The sequence below is a fragment of the Myxococcus faecalis genome, assembly GCF_050039385.1.
GTDB classification, from domain to species: Bacteria; Myxococcota; Myxococcia; order Myxococcales; family Myxococcaceae; genus Myxococcus; species Myxococcus fulvus.
In genome coordinates, this window is sequence record NZ_CP144336.1 from 10,944,354 (window position 1) to 10,956,591 (window position 12,238).

Annotated in this window: 12 protein-coding genes; 7 read left to right on the plus strand and 5 right to left on the minus strand. The window is 69.6% G+C overall.

All coding sequences use genetic code 11. The features are described from left to right. Nucleotides 1-8: 8 nt before the first annotated feature. Both VZQ01_RS43280 and VZQ01_RS43285 read right to left on the minus strand, forming a co-directional pair. Nucleotides 9-1,577, minus strand: coding sequence for a DUF6923 family protein (locus VZQ01_RS43280; protein ID WP_426746566.1), 1,569 nt, complete (start codon nucleotides 1,575-1,577; stop codon nucleotides 9-11). Between the two features lie 410 nt (nucleotides 1,578-1,987). Beyond that, nucleotides 1,988-2,170, minus strand: a complete 183-nt coding sequence (locus VZQ01_RS43285; RefSeq protein WP_267696415.1) for a hypothetical protein — start codon at nucleotides 2,168-2,170, stop codon at nucleotides 1,988-1,990. A 189-nt stretch (nucleotides 2,171-2,359) separates the two neighbouring features. Here VZQ01_RS43285 and VZQ01_RS43290 point away from each other — a divergent pair, with 189 nt between their 5' ends. Then, nucleotides 2,360-3,145 (plus strand): hypothetical protein, encoded by a 786-nt coding sequence (locus VZQ01_RS43290; protein WP_223751119.1) that lies wholly within the window; start codon nucleotides 2,360-2,362, stop codon nucleotides 3,143-3,145. A 75-nt stretch (nucleotides 3,146-3,220) separates the two neighbouring features. Here the strand turns inward: VZQ01_RS43290 and VZQ01_RS43295 are convergent, their stop codons facing one another. Next, complete coding sequence (locus VZQ01_RS43295) at nucleotides 3,221-4,336, minus strand: hypothetical protein (protein WP_426746568.1); 1,116 nt, start codon at nucleotides 4,334-4,336, stop codon at nucleotides 3,221-3,223. A gap of 671 nt (nucleotides 4,337-5,007) precedes the next feature. On the opposite strand from VZQ01_RS43295, the gene VZQ01_RS43300 reads away from it, so the two are divergent. Together VZQ01_RS43300 and VZQ01_RS43305 are read left to right on the plus strand one after the other, a co-directional pair. Beyond that, complete coding sequence (locus tag VZQ01_RS43300; protein WP_223751133.1) at nucleotides 5,008-7,083, plus strand: methyl-accepting chemotaxis protein; 2,076 nt, start codon at nucleotides 5,008-5,010, stop codon at nucleotides 7,081-7,083. Between the two features lie 29 nt (nucleotides 7,084-7,112). Beyond that, nucleotides 7,113-7,493, plus strand: a complete 381-nt coding sequence (locus tag VZQ01_RS43305) for a hypothetical protein (RefSeq protein WP_223751117.1) — start codon at nucleotides 7,113-7,115, stop codon at nucleotides 7,491-7,493. A gap of 136 nt (nucleotides 7,494-7,629) precedes the next feature. Here VZQ01_RS43305 and VZQ01_RS43310 read toward each other — a convergent pair whose 3' ends face one another. Beyond that, on the minus strand, nucleotides 7,630-7,923 hold the full coding sequence (locus VZQ01_RS43310) for a hypothetical protein (protein WP_223784364.1): 294 nt from the start codon (nucleotides 7,921-7,923) through the stop codon (nucleotides 7,630-7,632). A 251-nt stretch (nucleotides 7,924-8,174) separates the two neighbouring features. On the opposite strand from VZQ01_RS43310, the gene VZQ01_RS43315 reads away from it, so the two are divergent. The 4 genes from VZQ01_RS43315 (at nucleotide 8,175) to VZQ01_RS43330 (ending at nucleotide 11,539) form a co-directional block, all read left to right on the plus strand. Next, entirely contained in the window at nucleotides 8,175-8,951 is a 777-nt protein-coding gene (locus VZQ01_RS43315; protein WP_223784363.1) for an enoyl-CoA hydratase/isomerase family protein, read from the plus strand. Nucleotides 8,952-8,970: 19 nt separating this feature from the next. Further along, nucleotides 8,971-9,555 (plus strand): hypothetical protein, encoded by a 585-nt coding sequence (locus tag VZQ01_RS43320; protein ID WP_223784362.1) that lies wholly within the window; start codon nucleotides 8,971-8,973, stop codon nucleotides 9,553-9,555. Between the two features lie 75 nt (nucleotides 9,556-9,630). Then, nucleotides 9,631-10,362 (plus strand): DUF7873 family protein, encoded by a 732-nt coding sequence (locus VZQ01_RS43325; RefSeq protein ID WP_223751113.1) that lies wholly within the window; start codon nucleotides 9,631-9,633, stop codon nucleotides 10,360-10,362. Between the two features lie 523 nt (nucleotides 10,363-10,885). Then, nucleotides 10,886-11,539 carry a tetratricopeptide repeat protein gene (locus tag VZQ01_RS43330; RefSeq protein WP_223751112.1) on the plus strand — a complete coding sequence of 218 codons (654 nt, stop codon included), beginning with the start codon at nucleotides 10,886-10,888 and terminating at the stop codon, nucleotides 11,537-11,539. 6 nt (nucleotides 11,540-11,545) lie between these two features. Here VZQ01_RS43330 and VZQ01_RS43335 read toward each other — a convergent pair whose 3' ends face one another. Then, nucleotides 11,546-12,130: a TetR/AcrR family transcriptional regulator gene (locus VZQ01_RS43335; protein WP_223751111.1), complete on the minus strand. Its 585-nt coding sequence runs from the start codon at nucleotides 12,128-12,130 to the stop codon at nucleotides 11,546-11,548. Nucleotides 12,131-12,238 lie beyond the last annotated feature (108 nt).

Sequence of the window (12,238 nt, forward strand, 5' to 3'; positions counted from 1 at the left end):
TCCCCCTCTCAGTACTGCGGCTCCACGGCCCGCTCCTGCCCCTTCAGCGGCTCCAGCTTCCAGGCCTTCTTGCCCAACGGAACCGCCAGGCGCGCGCCGGAGCGGTTGTGCTTCTCCAACTGCCCCAGCACCTTCTGGAGCACCATCGGGTGCGGCGCCACCCACGCCTCCAACCCGGCGAGCTGCGGCGCGGGCGTGCCGAAGTAGCGCTCGTTGCACGTGGCCGTGAGCAGCTCACGCGCGAAGCGGGCCTTGAGCGACTCCAGCTCCGAGCGGATGGCCCCGCCCTGCGCGATGGCCGGGTTGGCCCACAGCACGCCCAGCGCGCCCTCCATCGTGGTCACCTTGCCCAGCTGCCCCAGGGAGATGGTGCCCTTCGACAGACACTCCGCCAGCGCGTCCTCGGAGGAGCCGAAGAAGCCGTGGTCCCGCGTCACGTGGGCTCTCGGGGGCTGCCCTCCGCCACCTTCCACGTTGAAGGCACACGTCGCGCCATCGGCGAACTGCGTCGCCGGACCGGTGGAGACGGTCGTCAGCGCCCCGGTGACCAGGTTCACCGAGTAGAATGTATTGGCCAGGTTGTTGTTCAGGTTGGTCGACCCATAGAAGAACAGCTCCCCCACCTGGGTGAAGACGGCCGCCACCATGGCGTTGCCCACCGAGGGCAGGCCGTTGATGAGCGAGGGCAGCAGGAAGTCGGTGAACGTGCCCAGCTCCGGGTTGACGACCGTCACCCGCTGCGTGGCCGAATTGAAGCCATACAGCAGCCCGTTGATGGGGTTCACGGCGAAGTCCGCCACCCGGAACGTCGCGGGCGTCCCCACGACGACGTCGGACAGCGTCACGCCCGTGTTGGTGTTGATCCGGACCAGGTGGTTGGTGGTGATTTCGAAGCCCAGGTAGGTGCCGTCCTCGAGGATCGCGCCCGCCGCCCAGCCCGCCGAGTTCGCGGCGCCCGACACCAACGGAGCGACGACGGTCGCCGAGCCGTTCGCGTCCACGCGGATGAGCGAGGGCTGCGTGAGGCCGTCGGAGGAGACGGCGTACAGGAAGCCGTCGACATGGTTGAAGGCGAGCCCGTTGTAGGGCAGCGACGTCTCGCCCTGGAGCGCCAGCGTGGCCGTCGCGGGGTCGAACACATAGAGCCGCGAGGGCCCCACGGGCAGCCCTCCCGACGAAGACGAGGCCGTGGAGATGTAGACGGTGTCGTCACAGGTCAGGATGCGCTCTTGTCCGCACAGGACGTTGACCCCGTCCTGCGCCGAGCCGCTGTCCCAGCTGATGCCGAACACGTTGGTGAAGGTCACCTCCTCGTTGGGGGTCGACGGGTTCGTGTCGAGCGCCCCCAGCGCCAGGCAGGCCTCGTAGTTCTGCAGCGTGTACGAGCACTGGTAGGTGACGTTTCCACCCACCGGGACCGTCAACGGTGGCGCCGGAGTGAACGTGCACTGCGTCAGGAGTGGATCCACCGCCGTGAGCAGGATGGACTCCAGCGTGGGGTGGATGTTCGTGGCGCTGAACGTGAAGTTCAGCGTCGCGGGATAGGTGAGGATCGACACCTGCTTCTGGCCATTCACGAGCTTCTCCGCTCGGAAGTCGTGTGCCGCGACTGCCGGGGCCCATAACGCACCACCCAGCAGGACTGCGAACCATCTGCGATTCATTCGGATGCCTCCACGCCCCTTGGGGGACTCGTGACAAGGGGTGCCGCTCGCCCTGCACGGAAGGTGCCCGGAAATTCATCGCTTGCAATCCATTCTTGATTTTCAATTTATACACGTCTTCGAGTCATGAATGTCTATTCATCATCGGGCGGAGAACCTTGGACATTCCCGAATGCTGGAGCTTCGAGAGCGCGGGGATGACGTGTGACGAAAGGCTGTCTCATCCCCGGGGGCAGTCGACGTGCGGGGATGCGTGGCGCGGGCCCTGGCGGAATCGGAAAGTTTTGACCCGGCTGAGCGGAAACAATTGCAGCCGCGAGCGCTCAGTGGGGAGCACTCGGCGCGCGGGGCTCCAGCGGGGCCTGGCCCCGGGCTTCCAGGCCCGAGCGCAGGTACCAGGGGACGCTGATGACGACGACGCGCCGGGCCCCGGACAACAGCAGCGTGCTGCGCAGCAGCTTTGAGCGGGGCCGGACGACGGACGGGGCGGGCGCGCGACGGCGCACAGGCACCAGACCCGAGGGGCGAGGCGCTCCCCACCCCGCCCCCTGTCGGGCAGGCGGGTGCTGCACGGCGGACATCCCGTCCGGCCATGTGTCGACTCCGGACGCTTGGCCCTCCGGTCCGGTTCACGCGGTGCACCCCGAGGAACCACCTCCGTGAAACCCCACGAGTCACGTTGGAGGGCAGCACGCATGGCCAAGAAGCACCGCTGGACGCTGGCAGTCATCGCCAGCCTGGGAGTGTCCGGGACGGCATGGGCACAGGAGCGCGAGTCGGGCGCGGTGGAGATGGACGTTCGCGCGGCGCACGGGATGTCCGGGCCCCAGGTGGCGATAGGCGTCAACCTGGGCCTGGGCGCGGGCCACGTGTACAAGGACGGCACGTCGCGCACCGGCTCGCGCGAGGACCTGAAGATCACCGACGCGGCGAACGCCTCGCTGCCGCTGCTGGCGGAGGTGGGCTATCGGCTCAACCCGCGCTTCTACGTGGGCGTCTGGGGTTCGTGGGAGAAGGTCTTCACCAAGACGAACGACATCTCCTGCCCGGAGGACTTCGACTGCAACAACTACCAATGGCGCTTCGGACCGGAGGTCCGCTACCACATCAACCCGGCGTCGGGCTTCGACCCGTGGGTGGGCCTGTCGGTGGGCCTGGAGTTCCTCAAGAGCCACGTGAAGGGTGACACGCAGGTGCCGCTGCCCACGGGTGGCTTCGCGCCGGCGCGCATCGACACGCGGGTGGAGGACCGGGGCCCCACCTACGCGCGCATCAGCGTGGGCGGCGACGTGCGCGTCTCCAACTTCCTGGCGCTGGGGCCCATGCTCACCGCGTCCGTGGGCAGCTACACCGTGCGCACCGGCGAGCAGACGGTGACGGTGACGGGCCTGCCCGCGCAGACCAGCGCCGTCAGCGCCGTGGACGACGGCTTCCACGCGCTCTTCACCCTCGGCGTGCGCGGCATCTTCCGCGCCTTCTAGCGCGCGGCGTCCGCCGCCCCCCCGGAAACCCGGCGGGCCGCCCCCTCCAGCGGCCCCGCCAGGCTCCGGAGCCGCTCACCCGCTGACGTTGAAGAAGGCGGGCAGCGGCGTGGTGCCATCCGCCTTGAAGGCCCGGATGACGGCGCGGAAGCGGACCGTCTGGTTCGCGTTGACGGTGGTGTCCGCCGCGGTGGGGTTGAAGAGCGTGCTGTTCGTCTCCCAGATGCCCGCCGTGTTCAGGACCTTCAGCGTCGGGTTGCAGCTGGCGTCGTAGTCCATGCGTCCGCCGCCGATGCGGTACCAGCGCTTCTGGCCTCCGGCCGCCGTCTGCTCCCGGTACAGGTCCACGTGCGCGCGGCCGTTGGCGCCGCCGTTCGCCGGGCAGTTCTGGATGCCGGGGTACATCGCATGGGCCGCGGACCAGGCGTGGGTGATGTCCACGTCCGCGATGAAGCCCGGGCACAGCCCCGACGTGTGGTAGCCCGTGCCGCCGCTGGTCACGTTGCCGTAGTACCAGGGCGCGGACGACGCGTCGGCGGGCTCCGACAGGCAGTCGAACACGGAGCGCACCGCGGCGGCGACGACGGGCCCGCGCGTCTGCACGCCGTCATGGTTCGCGGTGATCCACCCGAAGGACTGCTCCAGCTGGATGCCATTGGAGAACGCGCTGGCCGCGTTGACGAAGTTCTCGGGGCCGTCCCCGTCGAAGCAGTCGCCCCACTTGTAGGTGATGCGGGAGCCGTCATCGAAGGCGGAGTCGGGGAAGGCCATGCGGATGACCTCGGCCACGCCCCGGTGCATGGACTGCTCCTCGAGGTCCCCGTTCTGTCCGCCCACGCGCACGGCGATGGAGGACGCGCAGCTGGCGCCATGCGTGTGGAACGACACCGCGTACGGCATGCGCGTGCCCCCGGCCCCCGTGTGCAGCGACAAGGCAGGCCAGCTGTGCTGGAGGTTGGCGGAGGTGAGGTGGAAGCGGTCGAGCTCGTGATGGGTGCGCTGCGCGTTGTTGAAGCCCGCGCCCCACAGCGTCTCCCACGTCCGCGCGCCCGTGGCGGCGTCCATCGCCTGCAGCTGGGCCAGGGTGCCGTTCTCCATCAGGTGCGGCCAGGTGTAGAGGACCTTCGGCGCCGACTGGGGCTTGTAGAGCTCCACCAGCGAGTTGGCCGAGCCGCCCGTGACGACGGCCACCGACGGCGTCGTCAGCGCGGGCAGCGCCCAGTTCGCGCCCGCCGCGCAGCGTGGCGCCCCGGTAGATGAGCAGCTGCGTGCGTGGGGGAATCGGGTCGAGGATGCCGTCCCCGTTCAGGTCCTGGTTGGGCACCAGGCAGTTCTCGTGACGCGCCGAGGCAACGCCCCCGGTGGCCGGAATGGCGCTGTCACTGACGACCTGGATGTGGCTCGCGGCATAGACGACGGCGGCGCGTGACGCGTCCAGTGCCTCGGAGTTGTTGATGGGCTCGGAAACTTCGGGCCCCGCGCAACCCGCGAGGAAGACCAGGGGCCACCAGCGGAGTCGGGTCAGCTGCATGAGGTGCGTTCCTTTCGGAGGGCGGTTCGCACTCACCAACGACGCCTCGGCCGAATGTTCCCGGCTCACGGTATATTGCGTCATTTTCCCGCACCGGATGCCCTGTGGCATTTGAACCCGGGTCGCAAAAGCCCCTCCCGAAAAGCCCTCCCAAACCTTTCCTACATGTCAGGGGATGCAGACCTATTTACAGGCATGCATCGCGCGGTCGAGCATTGGGGCCCTCATGGCTGCCCACCGCCCTACCCCGACATCTTTCGACAGCCTTGCCTCACACGCTGGTTCCGTGAGGCTTCACAACCCATCGCGCCGAGCCGCGCTGCTGGCCCTGATGGGCTGCGCGTTGCTCGTGGCACTCCTGCACTCACCGACGGCGAATGCCGCGGAGGCAGGCGCTCCCGTCCAGTTGAAGGAAGGCTGGCGCTATCGCTGGGGAGACTCTCCTCCCGGAACGGATGGCATTCCGTTGTGGGCCCAGACGGCCAACGTCGCCGAGGACTGGCGCCCGGTGGAAGCGAACAAGCCGCCCCCGGGACGCGGGACGAACACGTTCCTGTGGCTGAGCATCCCGTTGCCGGAGGGCCCGTGGGCCGAGCCCGCGGTGATGCTGGGCGAGGTGACCAACGCCGTGGAGGCGTACGCCAACGGTCAGCGCATCTACGTGAGCGGCAAGCTGAACACGTCCGGCGCGGAGCTGTCCGACAACATGGCCTGGCACCTGGTGCCGGTGCCTCGCTCGGCGCTGGGGGGACACCTGCTGCTGCGCGTGCAGTCGAGCAACCCGAACATCGGCGTGGCGCAGGGCGCGCAGGTGGGCTCGCGCCACCAGCTGCTCGCGTTGGTGACGCGTGACGGCCAGGCGCCGTTCGTCATGGGCATGCTGCTGTTGTCGGTGGCGCTGGGCTCGGGCGGTGCGTTCCTGATGCACTGGCGGCGGCGGATGCTCGCGGGCCTGGCGGTCTTCTCCGCCAGCGGCGGCTTCGTGCTGCTGGGCCTGAGCGGCATGCCCAACGCGCTGTGGGACGCGCCAATCACCGCGACTCGCTTCACGGTGCTGGGCATCTTCCTGCTGGTGTCCGGCCTCATCGAGTTCGTGTCGGACGCCATCCTGGACAACCAGCGGCGGTGGTTCCGGCTGGGCGCCATGGGCTACACCGCGCTGTGCGTGGTGGCGGCGTTCACCGTCTTCATCGACCTGGGGACGGCGCAGCGCATCCTGGTGCCCTTCCTGCCCTTCTCCTTCACCATCCTGCTGGTGTGCTTCATCGTGGCGGCGACGGAGGCGTGGCGTGGCAACCCCGACGCGCGCATCTTCATGGGAGGCCTGGCGGGCCTGGTGTTGTTCCTGGCGCTCACGGTGCTGCCGGTCATCGGCGTGTTGAGCGTGTCGTTCGGCAATGTGTCGCACTGGGGCTATCTGGCGCTGACGCTGTCGCTGTTGGGCATCGTCGCGCGGCGCTCCATCGAGGTGGTGCGCTCGCTGGAGGCGCACACCCGTCAGCTGGAGGAGCGGCAGGCGGAGGTCCGAAACCTCGCCGAGCGCATGGGCACCGGCGCCGGGGAGCTGGCCACGGTGGTGCAGCAGCTGCGCTCCACGAGCGATCAGCAGACCGAGGGTGTCAGCCGTCAGGCCGCGGCGCTGCAGGAGGCGGAGCAGACGGTGAAGGAGATCCGCCGCTCGTCGCAGATGACGGCGGAGAAGGCCAGCTCGCTGGCGGCCTCCGCGGAGGGCGCCGAGCAGGTGGGCCGCGAGGGCAGCGCCGCGCTGGAGCGCACGCTGGGAGACCTGGCCGCCATCCGCAACGAGGTGTCGGAGATGGCGCGGCGCATCCTGGCGCTCGACGAGCGCACGCGCGAGGTGTCCGGCATCGTCGACTCGGTGAAGGACCTGGCGGACCAGTCCAACATGCTGGCCATCAACGCGGCCATCGAGGCGGCGCGCAGCGGGGAGAGTGGCCGGGGCTTCGGCGTGGTGGCGCGCGAGATGCGCGGCCTCGCCGACCAGTCCATCCGCGCCACGCACCGCATCCGCGAGGTGCTCAACGGCGTGAGCGCGAGCATGCGCGAGGCGGCCCAGTTCAGCGAGAAGGGCGACGAGCGCGTGCGGCAGAGCCTGGACGCGGTGCGCACCTCCAGCGCGCAGTTCCAGGAGCTGGCGGTGCTGATTGGCGACTCCAGCGCCAGCATGCGGCAGATCACCGCCGCGGTGAGCGCGCAGGACGCGGGCACCCAGCAGATGGCCCTGGCCATCCAGGAGCTGTCCGGCCAGATGCAGCGCACGCTGAAGACGGTGCAGGAGACCCAGGAGGCCACGCGCTCCGTGCAGTCGCTGGCGGAGAGCATGTCGGGCCTGGCCACCCAGTCACTCCGGACGGAGAGCGGCACACACGCCGCTCCGCACCGCTGAACGAGGTTCCTCTCACGCTGCGAGCCCATATGCCCACCCGTGCCACGCTGTCGGTCGTGTTGCTGCTCATCGGCGCCCTCGCCTGCGCTTGCGCGACGACGCAGGCGGCGGACGCCGACCCGCCTCCCCGGCCCAAGACGACGGTGCAGGTGGAGAGCCGCAAGACGGTGGACGTGAACCTCTACGCCCTCAACGGGGCGCGCAGGGTGCGGCTGGGCACGGTGCCGGGGATGTCCAGCCGCAGCTTCGTGCTGCCCCCGGACATGGTGGGCGTCACGGACCGCGTGCGCTTCGGCGTGGAGATCATCGGCACGTTCGGCGGCAAGAACATCGGCAGCGAGCGCCGCTTTGAGAGCGAGCAGGAGATCTCCGTCCAGCCGGGCGAGGAAGTCACCCTCACCCTCTACTGAGCGGACGGGCCCACCTCCCCATCCAGGGGGAGGTGGTGGCCGGCTAAGTAGGTCGCCAAATGTTCCTGAGCGAATCCGAGGCGGAGCGGGAACGGGCAAGGTCCCTGCATTTGTCTCGGAACTTGTGGCGACCTACTTAGCGTGGCGTGGGCGCCGGGCGGAACGACGCCAGGTCCTCCGCGGCCCCCCGCGTGGGCTGGGTGAGCGCCTGGACCCCGTCGAAGGGCAGCGCGGGCGCGGGCTCCAGCTGGCGCGGCGGGCCTTCCGGCGCGGCCAGGGCGGGCTCGGTGACGTCGAGGGTGAAGAAGCCCCCGTTGTTGTCCTCGTTGCCCTCGGCGACGGTGGCCTGCGGAAGCGATGGATGCAGGCCGTCTGGGTTCCGATGGCGGGGACGGTGGCCATGGGGCAACCCCCGCGTCAAGACAGACATCCGTCGCCCGGCCGTTCCAAAGCCAGACATCGGCAATCGGTGAACAAGGCTGGAACACGGACGTCCCCGGCCGGTATGACTGGGCCACGGGCGGCACGCGCACCACGTTCACCGTGGGACGCGCCATCACCCAGGCCACCGGCTGACACACGACGAAGTCCCATCGGCACGCGGGAGAATCCTCGACGTCGCACGGACGAGATGGACGGGCACAATCAGGCGGCTACAGTCCGCCCATGACTGTCCAGGCGATGAGCGTACTGCTGGAGGTGGACGACGGCGTCGCCACCCTCACGATGAACGATGCGGCCCGCCGCAACGCGATGACCCCCGAACTGGGAATCGCACTGCGCGAGCGCGTCGAGGAGCTGCGCGGACGTAGCGACGTGCGCGCCGTGCTCCTCACCGGCGCGGGCGGGACGTTCTCCGCCGGCGGAGACCTCCAGATGCTGGACCGCCTGCGCCAGGTCCCCTTCGAGGAGGCCCGCCTCTTCATGCTCGAGTTCTACTCGCGCTACCTCTGCCTGCTCGACCTGCCCGTGCCGACCATCGCCGCCGTCGAGGGCGCCGCCATCGGCGCGGGCCTCTGCGTGGCCCTCGCGTGCGACCTCGTCATCACCTCCGAGGACGCGAAGCTCGCGCTCAACTTCGTCCAGCTCGGCCTGCACCCCGGCATGGGCGCCACCTTCCTCGTCCCACTGCGCGCCGGCCCCCAGCGCGCCGCCGAGCTGCTGCTCACCGGCCGCCGCTTCGATGGCCGCGAGGCCGCCCGGCTCGGCCTCGCCCTCGAGGCCACTCCCGCGGACCAGACGCGGACCCGCGCCTCCACGCTCGCCCGCACCATCGCGGCCAACGCACCGCTCGCGACCCGAGGGCTCAAGCAACGGCTCGGCCTGGACCGCGCGGCCCTGCGCCGTGCGTTGGAGGAGGAGGCCCGGCTCCAGGCGGAGAGCTACGGCAGCGCGGACCTGGGCGAGGGACTCGCGGCCGCCGCGGCCCGCCGTCCTCCCGTCTTCCACGGGCGCTAGCCACAAGGAGCATGAGCACATGGCCCCCCTTCGATTGGAACGACACCTCCACGGCGTCCACGTCGTGCTGCACTGCGAGGACGACGCGGAGGAGCAGGCCGAGTGGGTGCTCGGTGTGCTCACCCGCCTCCCCCCAGGTGGGCTGCTCCCCGGCCGCACGCTGCGCTTCGGCTGGTCCAGCCTGCGACTCGACCCACGGGGCACCTCGCTCGTGGTGACCGAGCCCGACTTCGCCGGCAACCCGATGACGGACTGGCGAGACGACATCACCGTGACGCTGCGGGTCCAGGGCCGCATGCTCGAGACCACCCAGGCGGTGGGCTGCGATCCCCTCTTCCCCCGCTATGGCGACCGGGTCGACGCCCTGCCCGGCTGGGAGACCAGCTCGCGGCTCGCCGTCGCGCGCATCCGCGCCCCCGAGGCCACCGACTCCGGCTGGCTCATCATCCCTCCTGGCGCCGCCACCGGGCAGGAGCCTGAGTCCCTGCCGCTCTACGCCCTGCTCCATCGCCGCCCCGCCCTGCTGTCCGCGCTCGCGCTGCCCGTGGGCTGGGTCGCCGAGTTCGAGGACGACGCGCTCCTCGGCTACGGCCGGCCGAACTGAGAAGCCGTCACCGCCGTCAGGTCCGCTCGGGACGAAGCGTCGAGCGCCGCAACTCAAACTCAAGAGAATGACATCGTGACCAAGCTCAATCAGATCATCGCCGTCGAGAAGGGCGTCAAGAACCGCTCCCAGCAGGAGCTGACCCAGGCGCACCACGACCTGCAGAAGCCGCAGCTGCTCAACGGCATCTCCCGCACCTATCAGCCCCGGGACGAAGAGGGTGAGCGCTTCCCCCCCGAGTCCACGCGCGTGCAGGTGCGCACCGACGACGTGCTGAAGAAGACGAAGGAGATCCTCACCCGCCTCTTCGACGTCACCGCCACCAAGGACCTCACCAACTGTCGCGCCAAGGCCGACGTGAGCGTGGACGGCCGCGTCCTGCTCAAGGGCGTGCCCGCGACGTACCTGCTCTTCCTCGAGAAGCAGCTGGTGGACCTGCACACCTTCGTGAAGAAGCTGCCCACGCTGGACCCGTCGGAGTCCTGGATCCCAGACCCGGCGCAGGGCCTGTGGGCCACCGAGCCCGTGCAGACGGCGAAGACGAAGAAGGTCCCCCGCAACCACGTGAAGGCCGAGGCCACCGAGAAGCACCCCGCCCAGGTGGAGGTCTATTACGAGGACATCGTCGTCGGTTACTGGAAGACGGTGAAGTACTCGGGCGCCCTGCCGGCCGTCCGGGTCAATGAGCTGTTGGAGCGCGTGGAGAAGCTCCAGCAAGCGGTCAAGTTCGCGCGCGAGGAGGCCAACGCCGTCGCGGCGGAGGAGATGAAGGCCGGGGATGTTCTCCTCGGCTACCTCTTCAGCTAGGCTCGCGCACGCAGTCCTACGGAGTACAAACTCAAGCTCAGCAGCAAGTTGACGCCGAGCGTTCCCGGGTCGTCTTCCAGTGCAGGTTCGAACCCTGCCCCCGCCAACCCTGTGGCGGGGTAGCCCAAATGGTAGAGGCGAGCGACATAGCCCGGGCCCGCGAAGCACCCCAGTTTCAGACTCTCACTCCAGACTCAACATTCGCTGTCGTGGGTCCGATCAACCGTCTTCGCCCTTCTCCTCGAGATGCTGGTTCAATTCCAGCCCGCCGCTTGTTCCACCCTCGCGCGGCGGTCGTTCAATCGCAGGACACGAGGCCTCATCCTGAGGCGAAGACTTAAACGTGCGGACTCCAACATGGCAGCACCCCGGGCCCGGTCAGGAGGACACCCTGATCGGGCCCACTTCTTTTGGGAATCTTCCATTCCAGCTGTCACGCATCCGTCGCTGAGCGTGCACGGCGCGGCGCGCCAGGGCGCGTGGGGTTGCCCCTGACTCGCGGGCCGACTTCAATGCGGAGTCGATGCTGTTCGGAAGCAAGACGCCCCCCTCCCGTTCCCAGCTCGTCACCGACGCGGACCTCGCGCGCTCCAAGGGTCGGCTGAACAAGGCCATCTCCGGCTATCGCAAGGCGCTGGAGCTGGAGCCCAAGGACGCGGTGGTGCTGGGCAAGCTCGCGCCGCTGCTGGCGAAGACGAAGCAGTCGGAGGCCGCGCTGGAGAGCTTCCGCGCGGCGGCCCAGGCGCACCTGGACAAGGGCTTCGCCGACAAGGCGCTCGCGGTGTACGCGCAGGCGACGGAGCTGTTCCCTCGCGAGCTGGACCTGTGGCGCGAGGTGGCGCGGCTGCACGTGGAGAAGGGACATCGCGCGGAGGCGGTGAAGTCGCTGCTGCGCGGACGGCTCCAGTTCTCCCGGGCCTCGGAGCAAGGCAGCGCCATCGCGCTCCTGCGCGAGACGCTGGCGCTGGATGCGTCGCTGTTCGAGGTGAAGCTGGACCTGGCGCTCCAGCTCGCGCGCCAGAAGCAGCGGGACCAGGCGCTGGAGATGCTCTCGCCGCTCGAGGCCGAGGCGAAGGGCCCGCGCCAGGTGCGCAAGCTGCGATGGACGCAGGCCCAGGTGAGCCCGAGCGTGGGCGCCTACTTCGCGTGGCTGCGCGCGGTGCTGCGCGGCGGCTGAGGCGGGTCAGGAGGAGCGCGGGAGCTCGGCCTGGATGCTCCGCCACGCGAGCCTCGGGAGCCGGGAGCGAATCCACGCCGGGTCCAGCGCCGCGCCCGCCAGGTAGCGCCGACACGCCTCGTGACTGGGGCCGAGCAACACGACGTCCAGCTGCAGGGGCGTCCACACGGGCACCCCGTCCTCGGCGATGAAGCGCGCCGTGTGCTGGATGATGGGCCCGAGCAGCTCCATCTTGCGAGCCAGCAGCACCTCCGCGGCGCCCGCGCTCAGCTCCATCGCCATGGCCTGGTACATGAAGCGCCCCTCGTCCGGATGGGCCAGGACCCACTCCAGGTGCCCATCCACCAGCGCGAGCACCGCCTCCTCCGCCGTGGACGTGGCCAGCACGCGCTCCGTCTGATGCGAGAAGAGCCGCTCGAAGGTGCGCAGGAGCAGCGCCAGCGTCAGGTCCGGCAGCCCGTCGAACAGGTGGTAGACGCTGGAGGGGCTCGCCCCCGCGGCCTTGCGAATCTCCTCGATGCCCGTGCCGAGGACACCCCGCTCCGTGAAGCACTGCAACGCCGCGTCCAGCAGCTCGTCGCGTCGCTTCACCCCATCCCGTCGTGCTGGCCCCATGCGCCCCTACCCTATGTCCGGCCCTCCCCCGGGTCATCTGGAGCAACCCTCCAACTCCTCCGTCCCCGCCCGGGGAAGCGCGGG

Excerpts from the sequence above, each read along its gene's own strand:
- VZQ01_RS43290 (WP_223751119.1), top strand. The coding sequence starts at position 2,360 with ATGGCCAAGAAGCACCGCTGGACGCTGGCAGTCATCGCCAGCCTGGGA.
- VZQ01_RS43300 (WP_223751133.1), top strand. The coding sequence starts at position 5,008 with ATGGGCTGCGCGTTGCTCGTGGCACTCCTGCACTCACCGACGGCGAAT.
- VZQ01_RS43305 (WP_223751117.1), top strand. The coding sequence starts at position 7,113 with ATGCCCACCCGTGCCACGCTGTCGGTCGTGTTGCTGCTCATCGGCGCC.
- VZQ01_RS43310 (WP_223784364.1), bottom strand. The coding sequence starts at position 7,923 with ATGTCTGTCTTGACGCGGGGGTTGCCCCATGGCCACCGTCCCCGCCAT.
- VZQ01_RS43315 (WP_223784363.1), top strand. The coding sequence starts at position 8,175 with ATGAGCGTACTGCTGGAGGTGGACGACGGCGTCGCCACCCTCACGATG.
- VZQ01_RS43320 (WP_223784362.1), top strand. The coding sequence starts at position 8,971 with ATGGCCCCCCTTCGATTGGAACGACACCTCCACGGCGTCCACGTCGTG.
- VZQ01_RS43330 (WP_223751112.1), top strand. The coding sequence starts at position 10,886 with ATGCTGTTCGGAAGCAAGACGCCCCCCTCCCGTTCCCAGCTCGTCACC.